Source organism: Peribacillus sp. N1, from assembly GCF_054600815.1.
In genome coordinates this window covers 517,508-535,664 of the sequence record NZ_BAAHZO010000002.1, presented here as the reverse complement: position 1 = coordinate 535,664, position 18,157 = coordinate 517,508, and the positions used below count along the sequence as shown (strand labels likewise).

The window sequence follows — 18,157 nt, the reverse complement described above, 5'->3', positions numbered from 1 at the left end:
TTACACCATGAAAGTCATCATTAGATTGGCTAAGGAGGAAAAGATGGATTTTTTGGGAAAGTTATTTAATTGGATGGTAGTTATCGGAATGATCCTACTTATAGGACGACTGCTTACGATGGCGTTTTTATTTCTGGAAATTCCATTTACGACCTTTTTTAAGGACTACAGTCTCATTTCGATCATCATTTTAATAATAGGTGCAATTGGTCAGCAATTCACCAAACCGGGTAAAAGGTAAATTGGTTTGAGTTATCATCTTTCCTTTTCATGGGAAATGATCAGCTTCGAATCCAACAGATCGACATATTCTATTGTCGGTCTAAAGTTTTACTGGAAAAACGGAAGGTATGAGACTCCGAGCAAAGCGAGTGCCTGGAGTGGAAAGTGAGTTCACTAAGTTCCTGACGAATTGAAAGCCAATTCAGTTTAATATGCAAAACAGCATGCCGTTGCGCATGATGATATCATTACAGGTGATGGTCCGGATGGTGCAAAAGAATTCGGAGAGAGCCTAGCTGCAGCATTACGCTAAATCTCGTTTTCTGCTAACCTTGTTATTACCCATGTGAAACCCTTGGATTCTATGTAATCCAAGGGTTTTTTGAATTTGAAAACGCAATAAGTTCTTTGTACCTACATATTTATCCTTAATTGGCAATTGACAAGGTTTGATTAGGTATATAGTATGTTTATGTGGAAAAATAAAGTAAGTGATCGTAAATAAGGAAGGATCCATTTTGAGCATAGATTGAATCTTTGTTTTCACACAGGTAAGCGAAGCATTTTTGCAGGTCAAATAAAAAGGGGAAATTATTAATGAGAAGTTCATTGATTGAAAAGAAAGAAAAAGTGAAGAGGAGGATATCGGTCCGGATAAAATGGTTATTATTTATATGCACATCCGTTTTTCTAGCTATTGTCGTATCCGTTTCGATAATGGGGGTAAAAGTGACCTCCATTTTTAAAGAAGATAGTATATCCATCAACAAAAGCTCGGCCCAAAATGCGGCGGCACAAATCAATTTGAGCATGGCCACGTATGAGAATTCGCTAGAGCAGTTATCACAGCTAGTTTCCAATCAGATCAAGAATGGTGATTCAATCAAGGATATCCAAAAAACGATAGAGGCATTTCAAAAGAACAATGAAGATTTAATTTCTGTTTATTATATGGATGGATCGGATGGTTCCTTGTATGCTTCGCCCCAAATGGATTTCAATCAGGATGCAAGGGAGACCAAGACATATACGCAGCTGATCGAAAGGCCAGAAACGAAATGGATGGATGTGTATAAGGATGGAGTTTCAGGGATGATCATGACTTCCGTTGTAACGCCCGTTTTATCGGACGGGAAAATGGCAGGAGCCCTGGGCTATGACATCGACCTTTCGACAATCGGGAAAATGAGGACAACCATCGAAAAAGAGTCCACTAGCAATCTGGTTATATTGGATTCACAAGGTTTTATTGTGAGTTCATTCATGCAGGGGATGGACGGGAAGAATATGAATCCTGAAAAAAGCGGGATGGAAGTAGGTGTGGAGGATTTCATGGCGGATACTGACCGATTCAATTCAGAGTTCAAGTGGGTGGCCGACATGTATAATGGCAACGTCAAGGCGAATCAGGCCTTGACGTTGGAAGGTGAAGATTATACAGGTGAATTGAGTACGGTCCCTGAAGTGAACTGGAAGGTTTGGGCGCTCAATCCAGATAAAATACTGCAATCAAAGCTGGATGACATTAATAGAATCGTAGTGATATCAGGTATTTTAGGTCTTCTATTCGGGACGGCATGTGCTCTTTATCTAGCAGGAAAGTTAACGAAGATCATGGCCGACTTCCAAAAAATCATAGAAAAGACAGCTAATGGGGATTTAGTGTCCGAATTTGCCATTAAATCCAATGATGAGATTGGGGACTTAAGCAAAAGCTATAACTCGATGTTGGGGAAATTAAGAGGATTGGTTGCCAAGGTAAACGGCAATGCGGAATCGGTGACAAAGGCCAATGCCGGCTTAAGCCAAATAGCTGCTGAGAATAGTGCGGCCATTACAGATGTTTCACGCGCGATAGAAGAGATTGCAGCGGGAGCATCGAATCAATCTGAACAAGTGGAGCATGGTGCGGGCACGATCCAGGTTCTTAGTGGCGAAATCGATGGGTTATCAAAAAAATCGAGGGAGACCCAAACCGTATTGGAGCTTGCATCTGAAAAAATAGAGTCAGGGAAACAACAGGTAAGTGGCTTGGAAACGTCGTACCATAAATTAGAAATGGCTTTTGCTGCAGTCAACAGCATGAGCTTAAGACTTGTGGAAAAATCAAAAACCATTTCCGATGTCACGAATGCCATCTCGAAAATATCGGAACAAACCAATTTGTTATCTTTGAATGCATCCATAGAAGCGGCAAGGGCAGGTGAGTCCGGCAAAGGGTTTGCTGTTGTGGCGAATGAAGTAAGGAGCTTGGCTGATGATTCAAAAGAAGCTACAAAAAACATTCAAGCCATCATCCAAAGCATTCTGTCAGATACAGAGGAATTGCTGAGGACGACCAATGAAACGAATCAAATCAGCAAGGATCAGAAAAATGCCGTGATCACGGTAAGTGAAGCCATGAAAGAGCTGGAGGATTCCGTTGAGGAGATTTCTAATTCGATCCAGGAAGAAACACGATCCATTGAAAGCATCAATCAACAGAAAGAAACGGTTATTAAAGTAATAGAAGAAATCACCGCCGTATCTCAGCAAACGACAGCTTCATCAGAGGAAATTGCATCATCGATGGAGGAACAAGCAGCTTCATCCAATGAACTAGCTCAATATACACAGCAGCTATCACAGTTAATAAATGATTTGGAGCATACGCTCGGGGAATTTCAGATAAAGGATTAGAGGAACGGACAACATAAGTGTTTCGAAAAGGGGAGGCCACTAAGTGGTCTCCCCTTTGTTGTATTGCCATTGACCCTGATTTCTGTGAACTGGGCATCTCTCTTTAGTGGACAAAATCACTAGAAGTACAAAAGTACAATTTAGAAGGACTGGTCAAGTATCCATGCTTTTTTTACAAAGGGGAATAATATATAGGAATCGGACAAGTAGGGTCCAATGGCTCAAGGCCCAAAAAGGGGAGAACAACATGCATTTCGAAATAGGAATGACTATTTTTGTGTTCGTCATGACAATGATAGTTATATTGTGGAGGCCAGGAGGTATCAATGAAGCATGGCCAGCTTCAATCGGTGCAGTGATAATTTTACTGAATGGCACAGTATCCCAAGGCGATATTTTGGATATCATCAATAAAATCGGGGGCGCATCGATCACCATCATGGCAACGATTGTCATGGCAGTCATCTTGGAAAGTTTCGGATTTTTTCACTGGGCGGCTGCGAGACTTGCGATCCTTGCCAAAGGATCGGGGTATCGTCTGTATTGGTACATTCAATTATTGTGCTTTTTAATGACCTTGTTATTCAATAACGACGGCAGCATCATGATTACGACCCCCATCTTGATCTTGCTTTTGAAAAATCTCAGATTAAAGCCGCATGAAGCCATCCCGTATCTTTTGAGTGGAGCATTGATTGCAACAGCTTCAAGTGCGCCTATTGGTGTGAGTAATATTGTTAATTTAATCGCTTTGAAAATTGTGCACATGACGCTTTATATGCATACTGCCATGATGTTTGTACCTGCAACTTTGGGGTTGGTCTTCATGTCATGGTTGATGTTCGTAGTGGTCAAGAAAAAATTGCCCAAGAAACTGCCAAAAATTTCTTATGACATTGAGGAAAGTTTCTTCACTAAGAATTTCCACCCCCTAAAGGGGAAAGTGACGGTTGAAACAAAAAGGCAACGCACAAAATTCATGTTGAAAGTATTGCTCTATGTGTTCGTGGTGCGCTGTTTACTCTTTGTAGCTTCTTATTTTTCCATTCCAATCGAGTGGGTTGCTGTACTTGGCTCTTTATCTTTACTGATCTGGAGGTGGTACCATTTACGGACAAACCCTGTCGATATCTTAAAAAAGACCCCATGGCACATCCTGATATTCGCATTCTCCATGTATGTGATCATTTATGGTCTACATAATGTAGGCCTTACAGACATGCTCGTACAGATATGCGAACCGATTGTAAATCAAGGGTTACTGAGTGCGAGCTTTGTCATGGGAGGATTGGTTTCGATTCTATCAAACATCTTCAATAATCATCCAGCATTAATGATAGGTACCATTACCTTAACCGAAATGGGACTGGATCCGGTCACATTAAAAACTATCTATCTAGCTAATATAATCGGTAGTGACATGGGATCATTGTTATTGCCCATCGGTACTCTTGCCTCACTTATCTGGATGCACATCCTGAAACAAAACAAAGTGAAAATTAAGTGGAAAGATTATTTAAGTGTAACCCTGATAGTCATACCAATAACGACAGTGGTGACACTGCTCTTATTATTTTATTGGGTGCAAATGATTTTTAGCTGAATAACCCCCTAGGAGGAGATAGTAATGAGTGATGCGTTTGCATTACTGGGTAAACAGATTGATGTCCAAATCTCAGGAAAAAAAACTTTCAAAGGAATTCTAACTGATCTGAGCACGGATATTCTAGTGTTGTTCAATGGACAGCAGTTTTTGTATTTTCCTATGCTGCACGTCCATAGATTCAATCTGAGTACAGAGATTGATAACGAGATCAAAAATCCTATGGAGTCCCCCATAATGGAAGACATGGCGTCGATTTCCTATCGTAAAACACTAATGAACGCAAAAGGGGTTTTTTCAGAAATCCATGTTGCTGGACACATTCCTTTACACGGCTATATAACCAATGTTTTCAATGATTACTTTGCATTCTACTCGCCTGTATATAAAATGATGTATGTCTCGCTGCATCACCTTAAATGGCTTACCCCGTACAATCAAAATGCCACACCCTATACACTCAGTAAAGAGAGTTTTCCCGTCAACCCTTCAGATGTGCCAATGCTGCGTTCTTTGGAAGACCAATTAAAGAAAAATGCAGGAAAGCTAGTAGTATTTGATGGGGGAGAGGACCCGATGAAAATCGGTATGCTTAAAAAGGCGGAAAACAACTTGGTTGAATTAACGACAGCCAGTGGAGAACATGTGTTTTTGAAGCTTTCACATATTAAAACGGTGTACATGCCATAGATTCATAGAAACGAGGGGAAGGCCATTTAAGCTTTCCCCTTTTTTCTTCTGCTAGATGATGGGTGATATCAATGGATTCGGGTTCCTGATCCTTTTTTAGAGTTGCCAAGCTATATGTGTAGTTCATCACGTTACAGCAAGGTCTGTTTATGAAAACCTCAAATGCGTTGCCCCTCCTAAACTATGTTGCATATCTTCACTCCTATATCGTTAGTACGACTTTATCATCACTGGCCTCAGCTAACTTTACCCTTTCTGTCCAAAAAAATAAAATCTTCTAGTAATTTTCCGATTCCAACCATGAACATTTCTCCATGACCTGGGTAGCTATAGGGAAAGTCACACTGTGACGGTAAAAGAACATAATATAGGAATAATGGTTTGTTTTTAAAGTGGTTTTATTGAATCGGATTGATGATAATTTGTGAAAATAGGCTAAATGTTTTATTCTGTTCGCCGATAATATGGAAGTGTTGAGAGTTAAGGCTCATTTTTTTTTGGGTGGATGATAGGATAAAAGATTCATGTGATGGAGTTTACTTTAACATCGTATATTTAAAAATATTTCAGCTATAAAGGAAGGTTAAAATGTTTAACGGAAAATTAAGCGGAATGATACTTACATTGGTATTCATGATCAATTTCACTTTTTTACCTGGCTTAATGGCCGAGGCAGCAGAGCCTGTCCATACTGTAACCTCTGGCGAAACGGTTGAATCGATTGCCAAGACATATGAGATATCGGCTGAACAATTAATGAAAACGAATGGTTTACCGGATGATAAGTTATTTGCGGGCCAAAGGTTGACAATCATTCACACGGCGTATACTCCTTCCATCTTTCAATGGTCGGAGAGAGGAAAAAAAATTGCAAACTATGCGAAATCCTTTATAGGGTTTAAAAAGACAGCTGGAGAGGAGACGCCTGAAAAAGGATTTGATTCGAGCGGATTGATTCATTGGGTGCTTTCCCGGCAAAATGTGCCGGTCGACCGTTTGACAGTAGATGGTTTTTATAAGCAAGGGATGGATACAGCCACTCCGAAAACGGGGGATATTATATTCTTTCTGGAAAAAGACAGCTTAAAAGTCGTGACTGCGGGTATTTATGTCGGCAAAAACCAATTTATCAATTCTGGATATGGTGCGGAAACGGTGCAGGTGAGATCCACTACAGAAGATTACTTTGCAAAATACCAAGTGGCGTACAAAACATATACGCCTAAAGGAGAGCATATCGTCCAAACGGGAGAAACGCTTAAAAGTATATCGGAGAATTACAGCATTTCCATGAGGACGATCAAAAGTCGTAACGCTTTAAGTACGGATGAATTGAAGCAAGGGCAGTATCTTCAACTATACAGCAACCCGTTGTATCCGTTTTATGTAAACCAGGAGGCTGCATATGATAAAGCATATGATGTCATCAAGTATGCATACACTCTACGCGGATTCAACTATGTTTTCGGTGGGGAAGATCCGATGATCGGAATGGATTGCAGCGGATTCATTTATTGGGTCATGAAGGAACAGGGCCTTTCAGTAAAACGGGGTTCTGCAGCGGATTACTTCTCATTACTGTCCAAAATCGAAAATCCAAAGGCAGGGGATTTAGTGTTTTTTAGGGACACAGGAACAAGGCTGGGTGTGACCCACGTAGGTATTTATCTAGGTGATGGCCGTTTTCTCCATACAACGGAAAACACGGGCGTTCATATCTCCAATCTTTCGTCAGTTTATTTTGCCGAGAAATTCGAAAGCTTCGGCCAAGTTGAAAGCCTTATGGACTAAGAAGATCATTCAATCTGTTTATATTCAAGAGTCGCTTTTTCAATGGCAGTAACGAACCGTTTAAAAAGATCACAGTGATTGACCCTGTTTTTACTGGTAAAGTCATCACCTTTGAAAAAGCTTTTTCTAAGCTTAGTGGAAAGTTCCAATTGCACGCCTGCACCCGTTTTGGATATGTTGGTGATGTTGTTTCCTTTCATCCCTGAAAGGTGCTGCGGTGCATGAGCATTTTGAAATCCAGCTTTGTTGAGGCATTGCTGTATCAGGTTCTTAAAGGGTTCGTTCCTTCCGCCAATGTAAATCAGCGCATTATGTACGTCGTAGTGGCCATGGATGGAAAGGGTGGTTTGTGCGTTCGCTGCCATTGAAACGCCGATCGGTTCATTGAACAAGCGGGATGTTATATGGAGGACCTGGTTGCCCCTTGGTTTAAGACCTTCGAATAGATAGGTGCTTGCACAAAGTCTCTCTCCGAGTGCGGCTGCAATCTCGCTAGTTCCTGGTTCGATGTTCCCGCCATGTATGGCTAGAACTGCAATATCAGGATTCCTGTGATGAACGATGATACGGTAATCGAGGTCTTCTTGTTCATTTTGCTCTAGTTCAATAAAATCAGTATAGTTATTTTCCTTCATGGTTATCCTCCGTATATCTTTCACCCGTTGACGGCAAAATAAAAAAAGCGGGGATGCCCCGGCTTTTTTCATTTTTCGACAGTCGTATATTGTTCTATCTTTTTTTGCTCGTCGGGTGTTAAAGTTTCTGTCCGTTTAAACGTATTCATGGTCACAAGCAGGGCCGCTATTATAAAAACGGGTATGACCCAGCTTGTTATTTTTTTTACGATATTCATATTCTACGTCCCCTTATATATCTAAAATTCATATGATATTTAGAAAAGGAGGAGCTGGATTGCTCGTTTATTGCTGAGCTTTCCAGCTTCCATTTCTTCTTTTATCCCCTGCTCCGGATAATTGTCCATTTTTCTCGTTTTTAACAAGTACTTGAACACCGCCATAATACATGGGGGAAATCTTCTGAATGACTTCATATCCTGAATCTTCCAATTCTGATATTGTTTCATCCGAAAGCCTGGATTCTGTATAAATCTTCTTTCCATCAAAGACGAACCGATTACGGTCGACGATATCCTGAAATGGGCCTTCATTCTCTGTGTAAGAATAAAGAACCTGCATCAATACTTGCGGAATCCTATCCCCGCCTGGTGAGCCGATCCCAATCGATTCCTGCCCTGGTTTCTTGAGAATGGTCGGAGCGGTGAAAGTTCTTGACCGTTTATATGCCTCTTGAGAATTCAAGCCGGACCGGAAATTTTTCAATTGATCGTTAAGGAAAAATCCATTCGTATAATCCCCAGATCCGAAAAAGTTACTGAGCGTATTTGTTGTGGAAACGACAGTGCCATACTTGTCCATTATCACAAAGTGTGTCGTACTTTCATGTTCTTCTGAACCATTCGATTCTTTATCGTCCCATTTTTCACTTTTGATCTTATTTTTAAGATTATCCAAATGAATGGGGGAGAGCAATTTTTCCGCTTTAGAGTGACTTATTCCATCTCCAACATGGGCGGACCGATCTTGATAAGCAGTATCCGTGATGCCCCCCAAGACTTTCATATAAGCTGATTTGCTTGAAGAATCACCTAGGTTCATTTCCTCGGCGAGCTTTAACATTTCAAGAACTGTAATTCCTGAAAAGGGCGGAGGGGCGGTAAAAACATCATAACCGGCAAATGCTCCTTGGACCGGCTTACGTTCCTTCACCTCATAGCGTTTTAAATCCATCAAGTCGATATCTGATTCTCTTTTAATATCCCGTGCAATTTCCCCTTTATAAAAACCATCAGGACCTTCCTTTTGAATCTGCTTCAATGTTTCAGCAAGTCTTTCTTGGACGAGAGTTTTGCCTGGTTCAATGGCATCACCATCAGGATAAAAAAGAGAAGTCGCATCGGAAGATATCCTTGGCTGAGCTGCTTCTAAGCGTGATGATAACGATTTGTCGACTTCAAATCCGTCTTCAGCCAGATCTATCGCCGGCTGAAGAAGATCCTCCATCGGTACGCTCCCATACTTATCACTTATAACCTGCATGCCGGCCACTAAGCCTGGAATCCCTGTATCGTGTCTTGAACTTGGGTCTTCCGGAGAGGATTCACGATAATCGATAAAATTGGGATCGCCGGATTCCGGGGCAATCAGCATACCGCCGCCGCCACCCACGCCAGATCCATAAGGTTCAACTACACCTAATACATAGGATACCGCAATGGCGGCATCCGCCGCCGTTCCACCATTTTTTAATATATCCATCCCTACATCTATTGCGATTGGGTTTGAAGAACTGACCCCATATGATTGTTCCGTTTTACTCTCTATCGGATCATTCGTGTCAGAAATAGGGGGTGTCTTCGAACATCCAGCAATATATATGAGTATGCTAATGGGAATGAGCACTTTTCTCGTCATACGGTTAATCATCGATTATTCCCCCTTCTCGTTGAGCTTCCAAGTTGTTTCTCTTTTCACATAGTAGTATCCAATCGATCCTTACTGAATGGGCTGCATGTCCTGTTGTATAGCTTGTGCTGCCTTTTTCTCTTGTGCAGCTTTTTTCTTTTCCTTTGCTTTCTTCGCTGCTTTTGCTTCTTGTTCACGCTGTGCCTTATGGTCGATTACCTTTTTGTGATCCAAGGTAATCTCGATGCGATCCTCTTTTTTCGACCACTGGACCTTTTTACTCGTTTCCTTCGTCAACTGCCGGTAAACACGTGATTTGTCGATTGAAGAGGTAGCTGGCCTTGGTGTTGCTTCTTCAATTTGAAGTGGAACGACATCGATTGTAGCTTTTCCGTCTTCCGCTAAATGGTATTGAACCATGGCCGAATCCTTTGTGCGTGTCCAGCCTTGATCGAATATGAAATTTCCTAAACTATAAAAAATGATTCCATCTTTATAAACATCAAACGATTGAAGCACGTGGGGGTGATGGCCGATGATGATGTCAGCCCCCGCATCGATGATAGCTTTAGCCAAGTCTTTTTGACGAGCGGTGGTTGATGTTGAATACTCTTGTCCCCAGTGCATATTCACCACAACCAAGTCTGCGTTGCCTTGCTTGGCATTCCTTGCTTTGCCGATCATTTCAAATAATAAATCAGGGTTGGAGTTCAATAGTCCGGCTTTATCATTTTTTGACACGGCATCCTTACCGTAAACATCTGTGAAGCCAAGTGTTGCGACACGTACGCCATCAACATCCGCATAGTCGATGCTATTTTTAGCTTCCGCAGTGTTCGATCCAACACCGACATAGTGCATATCTGCACTTTTGAATTCATCAATCGTGTCAAGGAGTCCTTGTTCTTCATAGTCCATCATATGGTTATTTGCCAAAGACATCACAGAGAAGCCAGCATCTTTAACGGCTTCCACACCACTAGTATTGGAGTTTAACCGGATGGGCGTATCTGCTTCCTTGTAGTTAGATACCTCTTCTTTTAAAGAGGTATGTTCATAATTCCCACTGACATAATCCGAATTGGCGAAATATGGCTTCATATACCGGAAGAGGTATTCATACCCGTGCCTTTCCGTCACTTCTTCAACATAACGTCCATCATCACATCACCGACCATTGTCATAGTCAATGGTTGATCGGATTTTGGAGCGGTTGTTTTCACTTCTTCAGCCCGTCCCATCCAAGTGGTGATGACCAAAGCGATTAGTAATATAGGTAGTATGATTCCAGAGTATTTAAGATTCTTTTTCTTAGTGCGTTTAATAAAGATAAGTGTTTTTTCTTTTGCATTTAAAGTCCGTTTCATTTTTTGCACCTCAGAATAGGTAGTACACGTTCATTAAACCGAAAGTCAAGCCGGATAATAAAAGCGTGCTGCCAAGTGTCAATGGCATTCCTTGTCTTTGAATCGTATTCGCTATCAATCCAGGTACGATTATACCGATTCCCCGAAACTCGAATATTTCAAATGGCATGACGGGGTAGACTAAGTCCAATAGGAGCTTCAAGCAAATCCCGGTCACCATCATGGCTGCGAATTTTCTTCTTCCATATAAAATCACCCATCTTGAAAGACCATGAGTGACGATTAAATAAGTTACGACACTGATGATCAGGATGGTCAGCATGATTTCCCATTGGTCAAATACCAATGCCAAATAACCTGGCACGATAAGTCCTGCGGGTACGACACCCGTTTTTTCTGAAAATATAAGGCTAAGCGTAACTCCTAGCACTAGGGCTACATATAAATCCGATCCAAACATTAAGGTTCCTCCTACTTAACTCGCTTTTTGCTTCGTTTTAGATTTCATGAATGCTTCAATTAATGGTTCCGCTGCACCGTGAATATTCCCGACACCGTAGACGATGCGATTTTTCATCATTGGGCGGAGGCGGGCCACGATTTCTTCAGTTGACCAGTTTTCCAAATCCCAATACTCTTTTGTATCCAATTTACCTTGCTCGAATGCCCGAGTGATCGGTGATGTGGTTTCACCAATGGATATGACGATTTCAGATTTTATGTAAGGCAATACATCTCTAGCAAATTGCTCGGTACGGTCCACACGGTCGGGACGGCAATTCATGATGACGATAGGAGGTTCTGTGCTGTATCCGAATGTATTGACTCGTTCCCAGATGTTCAACGTCGATGACGCGTCATTGGCAGCAAAGCCATTGACAAAGAAAGTTGGCTGGATGGGATCTCCGAATTTGGTGATCCGCATGGCACCTGGATCGGGATGCGCATTCAACATGCCGCGAAATGCTGTTTTTTCATCAATGCCCAAAGCTTCCGCAACGGCCAATGCCAGGGATGCATTATCCGGAAATACCATATAGTCGAATTCGCGTAGAAATTCTTCCGAAATTCTGGAGTTATCTGCAACAATCACTTTTGTGTTGCGTTCTTTGGCAATTTGCTTGAAAAAGTCCAAGTATTCACTTTCGATGGTTATTAAGTGACCATTATAGGGAATGGTAGCGGTGAAGGCTTCAGCAACCTCATCCAAAGTCGGTCCCATGACATCCATATGGTCTTCCAATACATTCACGATGACCCCGATGTTTGCTTGGATCATTTTGTTTTGGAAGATTAGTTGATAGTCAGGCTGTACGGCCATACATTCACAAACCAACGCCTCGGTTCCTAAATCGGCAACTTCTTTAATTACACGCCGTTGTTCTCCTATGTTGGGTCCTTCCGGTCGGCGTACAATCGGTTTTTCCTTGTCGGTAAACCAATAGATCATTCTTGCTGATGTACCGGTTGTTTTACCTACTGTTTTGTACTTAGCTTCCTGGATCACACCTGTAATCAGACGCGTTACAGTCGATTTCCCTCGGATCCCATTCACATTCACACGTACCGGGATGGAGTCGAGACGCTTCTGATGGCGCTTTTGTTCGAAAATGCCATAGCCAAGCAAAAAGATCGCACAAATAAATATTGGTGCCATTTTTTAACCTCTCTTTTTTTAAATATTTGATTTACTGAATACACACTACATGATTTTAAACTTAATAGGCAAGAGTCAATTATTCTATTGCAATATAGTTATTATCAGCTTTTTCAAATAAATGTATATTGGAGTGTAATAGTATCTAATGGGATAAATTGTTTTATGAGTACAAAGATATGGCTGGAAATCAAGGGAATCCTCGGTTTATTTACACTAAATTATGGAAAGTTTAATAAAAACCCATTTTGGTTAGAATCAAAATAGATTCATGAGCATTTAAACCTAATTCATAATGGCTATATTTGAATAATAATTGTTTTTGAAAAGTGAGGTTTATTACAGTTTATTAATTGTTTCTACCCATTGTTTGACATAAACGTAACAATTTTTATGCATTTGTAATTCAATGTGAAATATTGCATCTAACGACTCAATTAGTTGAACTCTTTTGAATATGGATAAAGATGAGTAAAAGAACACATCTCTTTTTTTTGATATTTACCGGTTTTTTCCTTAGGTAATACCCATGGGTCTATCATTGATCTTTTACCTAAAACATGAAATAAACTAAAGTTAACCCATTTTTTAAAAAAATACCTAGTTTCTTCTATAGATATAGTGTTTATAGATGAATGCAAAATAAAAAAGCCCAGAAGCATTTCTGAGCTTTCGGCTTATATATTGAAAATAATGGAATGGTCACGAATCTCCGTTCATCTGGAGATTTAACGTTGGGGAGTCTTGAGCTGCAGCCTGGGTAGCTGATTATGGAAGGAATCAGGTCAACTGGATTTCTTTCTGTCAGAAATTTCAAGGTTGGAGCCCTTTTTACCGCCATCAATCACATAAAATCTAGGAGTTAATCTCCTTCTTTTTCCTTGATTGTCAGGATTCATCTTCATATAATTTTCGTATTCTTTGCGAAAGAATTCATCGGTTTCCCGTTCCAGTGCTTTTCTTTCGTTAAAATCTGTTATGAATTTGAAAAAACGTTTCATATGAATTCCTCCTTATGGGGTTAAAAGGTCTTGGTTTAATAGTATCATATCATTAATGAAATTTAACCTTTTTAAAAAATTTGAAGTGGGAATCGTGTTTTTGTGTGAATAAAGTTGTGAATGGCTTGATTCGAGAGAAAGCATGCAATGGAACCTTACTGGGTATATGTTCTCGTGCATGTTGAAAGGAAATGTCGGGATTTGCAGTAGCAGGTATTGGAAGTGATGAATATTTAAGTTAAAATATTCCTTTAATCAATTATACACTAAATATTCTGAAAACAAAGGAAAATATTCACTTCCAGCCGCTTCTGATAGATTTGTTTTTTAATGGTTCATTATTGTGTATAGTTATTTATTCCCCGAATATACGAAAATGAAACAAACCTTATAATGGAAGGGAAAAAGCAATTTCCCGCATTCGGGAAATTGCTAGTGTCATAATTGGAACTTCTTAACCTGTTCAGTGAGCAGTTCTGCCGAAGATGCAAGTTCACTGGCATGATTCGTGATTTCATCCATCGAAGAGCTGGATTGCTGAGCGGAGGCGGAGACTTGTTCGATTCCTGCCGCGGACTCTTCAGAAACGGCTGCGATATCTTCGATTGCCTGATTGATTATTTGGCTATTTGTGGAAATGTAGTTCAATTCGTCTGTTATATGCAGTATTTTCATTTCAATATTCCCGACAGAATGATTGATTGTTTCAAAGGTTCGCCCTGTGAGCGTGATTTGTTTCGTGCCTTCATCCACTTGAGTATAACCATCTTCTAGGGAGTGGACAACCGTTTTTGAACCTGTTTGAATGGCGGAGACAATATTGGTGATATCCCCAACGGAGTCTGTGACCTCTTCAGCGAGTTTCCGCACTTCATCGGCGACGACAGCAAAGCCCTTGCCATGTTCACCAGCACGAGCAGCTTCTATGGCTGCATTCAGCGCCAATAGATTAGTTTGATTGGATATATCCTTGATGACCTGCACAAGCTGCGAAATTTGCTGTGATTGAGAATCGAGCCCTTTCACTTGCTCTACGGCATCTTTGACAATCCCATCAATACTTTGCATCTGTTGGACCGAACTGCGCATTAAAGTGGTGCCTTCCTTGGTCAAGGAAAGGATTTCGGTTGAACTGTTAGCTACATCCACCCCTTCTATGTAGGCAAGCTTAATCCTGCCGGTGAAATCATCCATGATGCGAACCATTTCAGATGCCCGGTTGGCTTGTGACTCCGAACCTTCCGAAAGTTCATACATAGTAGTCGCTATCTGTTTGCTGCCCTGCTGCACTTCATTTGCTGATTGAGTCAGATCTTCGCTTTGGTTGGAAACGGATTGCGAAACAATGAGCATTTTTTCAATCGTATCACGAAGGTCTTTCTGCATTTGATTGGCGGATACCGTTAGTTCGCCCATTTCATCATTTGACTTTTGCTCCAGGGGCTCATGATTCAGCTCTCCTGCAGCCACCATTTTCATCCTATCTCTGATTTTAAGGAGGGGGGTGGTAATGAGGTTGGCAGTGACAACCGCAAGGACAAGGCCGATAAGGACTGCCGCAATGGATATGATGATACTTGTCGTCTTAACCGATTTCCCGCTGGTGATGACGGTTTCACCTGAAGCGACAATCAATTCCTCGCGTTCCGAAACAAGCTCCTTGAAACCCTCCATAACTTCATTGCTTATTGGCGCCACTTCATTTTCGAGTATCTCTTTAGCGCGTTCTTCATTTCCATTTTCATATTGTGGAAACACCCGGTCTACAATCATCGTCCTCCAATCCACGCTTTTCTCGATTAATTCCTTCGCTTCAACAGAATCGCTTAAGGCAAGGAGATCCTCCTGGATGACCTGGCTTTCTTCGGTATATTGTAAGAACCCTTCTTTATAACTCTCGTCACCATAAAGAATATATGCCCGGGCGTATGCGGTTCTTTGTGCTAGATTGTATAGCAGCTTTTCGTCTTGGATAAGAAGCGGAAGCTCCTTTTCGATGATATCCTGGGAATATACCAGTGACTTGTTGCTGCTGTAGATGTTGAATGCTCCTAAGATGACACATAAAGATATGATGAGTGAAAATGCCACCAATACCTTTGCTTTAATGCTTTTCAAATTATTGGACCCCTTTATCGATATTTTATTCACACTGTTTTATCGGATAAATAAAAGGATATTTAAGCAATGAAAAGTTAACCAAATTTTCCATCAGATCCAATGTTCTCTTAATATAAACATCTTGATTTCTTATCGTTTTCAAGTTACTATTGATTTGGAAAAATATAATATTCCGCGTTAAGGCGGAAGAGGTTCTAGCTACCCTCTCAAAAAAACTAAGGAGAAACAGTGCTCTATTCTTAGGGTGCTGTTTTTTTCCGTAAAAAGGAGTTTTATAGAAATGAAGAAGAAAGAAAAGGCAGTGGTTGTGTTTAGCGGAGGTCAGGACAGTACGACGTGCCTGTTCTGGGCGATGGAGAGATTTGAGGAAGTGGAAGCGGTGACGTTCGATTATAACCAGCGGCATAGCTTGGAAATCGAATGCGCTCAAAACATTGCCAAGGAATTGGGCATAAACCATCATATCCTTGACATGTCGCTGCTGAACCAACTGGCACCAAATGCGCTGACGAGAAGTGATATTGCGGTGGCGGACGGAGAAGAAGGGGAATTGCCGTCGACGTTCGTACCAGGGAGGAATTTGCTGTTCCTTTCGTTTGCCGGAGTGCTGGCGAGTCAGATTGGCGCTAAACATATTGTCACCGGTGTTTGTGAAACGGATTTCAGCGGATATCCGGACTGCCGCGATGTATTCATTAAATCATTGAATGTGACCTTGAACTTGTCGATGGACCAGTCATTCGTCATTGATACGCCGCTAATGTGGCTTAATAAAGAGGAAACATGGGAGCTAGCGGATCAGCTAGGCGCGTTCGATTTTGTGCGCGAAAAGACCCTGACTTGCTATAACGGAATCATCTCCGACGGCTGTGGAGATTGTCCGGCATGTAATCTGCGGAAAAAAGGACTGGATGACTATGTAAGCAGACGGAAGGTGCTTTCATGATGTACGGTTTTACGATAGTGGATAAACTCCAAAAAATAGATGAAGATATTCAGCGCAGCCAATTGAAGTATACGAACAAGAGGGTTCTCGTGAGTAAGGAATTCACCTTTGATGCGGCACACCATCTGCATGATTATGAAGGAAAATGCAAGAACCTGCATGGCCACACGTATAAGGTCATTTTCGGATTAAGCGGGTATACAGATTCACGCGGGTTGATGATAGATTTTGGGGACATCAAGGATATATGGAAAAATGAAATTGAAATCCACCTGGATCACCGTTATTTGAATGAAACCCTGCCGCTCATGAATACAACAGCTGAAAATATGGTTGTCTGGATTTATGAAAAAATGGCCGAATCCCTTTCATTAAAAGAATATGAAGGTGCTAGAGTCGAATTTGTTCGACTGTACGAAACGCCGACAAGCTATGCAGAAGCCAGACGGGAGTGGATGGAAAGTGAGTAAACTCCCGGTTATGGAAATCTTTGGGCCGACCATCCAAGGAGAGGGAATGGTCATTGGCCAAAAAACCATGTTCGTTCGGACGGCCGGCTGCGATTATTCGTGTGCCTGGTGTGATTCCGCATTTACATGGGATGGCTCCGGTAAGGAAGATACCGTCCAGATGACTGCTAGAGAAGTATGGGATGAGCTGAAGCGTATTGGGGGTTCCGCTTTTTCCTTCGTTACGATATCAGGAGGAAACCCGGCTCTGCTGAAAAACCTAAACGGCTTGATAGCGATCTTACATGAAAATAAAATGAAAATAGGTGTCGAAACCCAAGGGAGCCGATGGCAGGATTGGTTTCTCGATATTGATGAACTGACTATTTCACCTAAGCCGCCGAGCTCTGGAATGAACACCGACTTTACGGTGCTCGACAAAATCATCTCGAACCTTGCCAATCGAAATCCTGAAAACCATGTCTCATTGAAAATCGTCGTCTTTAACGAGGAAGATTATCAATATGCCAAACATGTACATGGGCGTTACCCGGAAATTCCTTTTTATCTGCAGGTCGGCAATGACGACAGCAGGACGGCGGATGATCGGCAATTGATCAGCGGCCTATTGAAGAAGTACGAAGAGTTAATTGATAAAGTGATAACAGATGATGAATTGAATGATGTGAAAGTCCTGCCCCAGCTGCATACCTATATATGGGGTAACAAGCGGGGCGTATAAAGAAAAGAGAGCGGAGGCAGTGTGATGCGTAATCACACTGCCTTTTAAGCTATTACAACCTTTGAATGTGTGTAGCTTTGAAGGATGATGTGTATTTAAGGCCATATCCAAATAAGCGATCCATTCCAATATGCGCGGTCCAAATTAAACCAATCAGCATCAATGCATCCGACTTTAGAAAAATGGCTAGCAAAATCATGAAGATGGACAGAGTATAAGTATGAAATAAGTTATAAACCCTTGCTCCAATCCGATCATTGATCAGGTAGGCCAGCATGGAAACATCAGGCGATAAAATCAATAGAAGGAAAATCCACCAGCTGAATTCATATAACGAATAGATGTAAATCACCGCTACAAGGACCATGAGTCCTTCAATATGAAGGTATTTCTTTACCATATTAAA

At 41.4% G+C, this 18,157-nt stretch carries 16 protein-coding genes, 1 pseudogene and 1 riboswitch; of the genes and pseudogenes, 8 read left to right on the top strand and 9 right to left on the bottom strand.

Annotation, left to right across the window (positions count from 1 at the left end; all coding sequences use genetic code 11):
- Window positions 1–43: 43 nt before the first annotated feature.
- The 5 genes from ACYP5M_RS11045 to ACYP5M_RS11025 all read left to right on the top strand — a co-directional run bounded on the left by ACYP5M_RS11045 (window position 44) and on the right by ACYP5M_RS11025 (window position 6,985).
- Window positions 44–241: a hypothetical protein gene (locus ACYP5M_RS11045; RefSeq protein WP_101223067.1), complete on the top strand. Its 198-nt coding sequence runs from the start codon at window positions 44–46 to the stop codon at window positions 239–241.
- A gap of 578 nt (window positions 242–819) precedes the next feature.
- Window positions 820–2,901, top strand: a complete 2,082-nt coding sequence (locus ACYP5M_RS11040) for a methyl-accepting chemotaxis protein (protein WP_434167610.1) — start codon at window positions 820–822, stop codon at window positions 2,899–2,901.
- Window positions 2,902–3,148: 247 nt separating this feature from the next.
- Complete coding sequence (locus ACYP5M_RS11035) at window positions 3,149–4,504, top strand: arsenic transporter (protein WP_101223064.1); 1,356 nt, start codon at window positions 3,149–3,151, stop codon at window positions 4,502–4,504.
- Window positions 4,505–4,528: 24 nt separating this feature from the next.
- Window positions 4,529–5,194, top strand: coding sequence for a DUF2642 domain-containing protein (locus tag ACYP5M_RS11030; protein WP_434167609.1), 666 nt, complete (start codon window positions 4,529–4,531; stop codon window positions 5,192–5,194).
- 588 nt (window positions 5,195–5,782) lie between these two features.
- Window positions 5,783–6,985 carry a C40 family peptidase gene (locus ACYP5M_RS11025; protein WP_459735045.1) on the top strand — a complete coding sequence of 401 codons (1,203 nt, stop codon included), beginning with the start codon at window positions 5,783–5,785 and terminating at the stop codon, window positions 6,983–6,985.
- Between the two features lie 5 nt (window positions 6,986–6,990).
- On the opposite strand, the gene ACYP5M_RS11020 is transcribed toward ACYP5M_RS11025, so the two are convergent.
- The 8 genes and pseudogenes from ACYP5M_RS11020 to ACYP5M_RS10985 all read right to left on the bottom strand — a co-directional run bounded on the left by ACYP5M_RS11020 (window position 6,991) and on the right by ACYP5M_RS10985 (window position 15,611).
- Window positions 6,991–7,620: a poly-gamma-glutamate hydrolase family protein gene (locus ACYP5M_RS11020; protein ID WP_459735044.1), complete on the bottom strand. Its 630-nt coding sequence runs from the start codon at window positions 7,618–7,620 to the stop codon at window positions 6,991–6,993.
- 68 nt (window positions 7,621–7,688) lie between these two features.
- The gene (locus ACYP5M_RS11015) at window positions 7,689–7,838 is read right to left on the bottom strand and encodes a CapE family protein (protein ID WP_157831026.1); all 150 of its coding nucleotides are present in this window, start codon (window positions 7,836–7,838) and stop codon (window positions 7,689–7,691) included.
- Window positions 7,839–7,905: 67 nt separating this feature from the next.
- Window positions 7,906–9,489: a gamma-glutamyltransferase family protein gene (locus tag ACYP5M_RS11010; protein WP_459735043.1), complete on the bottom strand. Its 1,584-nt coding sequence runs from the start codon at window positions 9,487–9,489 to the stop codon at window positions 7,906–7,908.
- A 69-nt stretch (window positions 9,490–9,558) separates the two neighbouring features.
- A pseudogene (locus ACYP5M_RS11005) lies at window positions 9,559–10,835 on the bottom strand (CapA family protein).
- Window positions 10,836–10,845: 10 nt separating this feature from the next.
- On the bottom strand, window positions 10,846–11,295 hold the full coding sequence (gene pgsC / locus ACYP5M_RS11000) for a poly-gamma-glutamate biosynthesis protein PgsC (RefSeq protein ID WP_048687555.1): 450 nt from the start codon (window positions 11,293–11,295) through the stop codon (window positions 10,846–10,848).
- Window positions 11,296–11,310: 15 nt separating this feature from the next.
- Window positions 11,311–12,492 (bottom strand): poly-gamma-glutamate synthase PgsB, encoded by a 1,182-nt coding sequence (gene pgsB, locus ACYP5M_RS10995; protein ID WP_101223059.1) that lies wholly within the window; start codon window positions 12,490–12,492, stop codon window positions 11,311–11,313.
- Window positions 12,493–13,277: 785 nt separating this feature from the next.
- Complete coding sequence (locus ACYP5M_RS10990) at window positions 13,278–13,493, bottom strand: hypothetical protein (protein WP_101223058.1); 216 nt, start codon at window positions 13,491–13,493, stop codon at window positions 13,278–13,280.
- Between the two features lie 438 nt (window positions 13,494–13,931).
- The gene (locus ACYP5M_RS10985) at window positions 13,932–15,611 is read right to left on the bottom strand and encodes a methyl-accepting chemotaxis protein (RefSeq protein ID WP_434167607.1); all 1,680 of its coding nucleotides are present in this window, start codon (window positions 15,609–15,611) and stop codon (window positions 13,932–13,934) included.
- 185 nt (window positions 15,612–15,796) lie between these two features.
- Window positions 15,797–15,839: riboswitch (PreQ1 riboswitch) on the top strand.
- Between the two features lie 55 nt (window positions 15,840–15,894).
- Here ACYP5M_RS10985 and queC point away from each other — a divergent pair.
- Genes queC through queE form a run of 3 tightly spaced genes read left to right on the top strand, consistent with a single transcriptional unit; the run spans window position 15,895 to window position 17,751 of the window.
- Window positions 15,895–16,560, top strand: coding sequence for a 7-cyano-7-deazaguanine synthase QueC (queC, locus tag ACYP5M_RS10980; RefSeq protein WP_101223056.1), 666 nt, complete (start codon window positions 15,895–15,897; stop codon window positions 16,558–16,560).
- Window positions 16,560–17,030 carry a 6-carboxytetrahydropterin synthase QueD gene (gene queD / locus ACYP5M_RS10975; protein WP_101223055.1) on the top strand — a complete coding sequence of 157 codons (471 nt, stop codon included), beginning with the start codon at window positions 16,560–16,562 and terminating at the stop codon, window positions 17,028–17,030. Before queC ends, queD begins: the two co-directional genes overlap by 1 nt.
- The gene (gene queE, locus ACYP5M_RS10970; protein WP_434167606.1) at window positions 17,023–17,751 is read left to right on the top strand and encodes a 7-carboxy-7-deazaguanine synthase QueE; all 729 of its coding nucleotides are present in this window, start codon (window positions 17,023–17,025) and stop codon (window positions 17,749–17,751) included. Before queD ends, queE begins: the two co-directional genes overlap by 8 nt.
- 52 nt (window positions 17,752–17,803) lie before the next feature.
- On the opposite strand, the gene ACYP5M_RS10965 is transcribed toward queE, so the two are convergent.
- Window positions 17,804–18,151: a DUF4260 domain-containing protein gene (locus ACYP5M_RS10965; protein WP_434167605.1), complete on the bottom strand. Its 348-nt coding sequence runs from the start codon at window positions 18,149–18,151 to the stop codon at window positions 17,804–17,806.
- Window positions 18,152–18,157 lie beyond the last annotated feature (6 nt).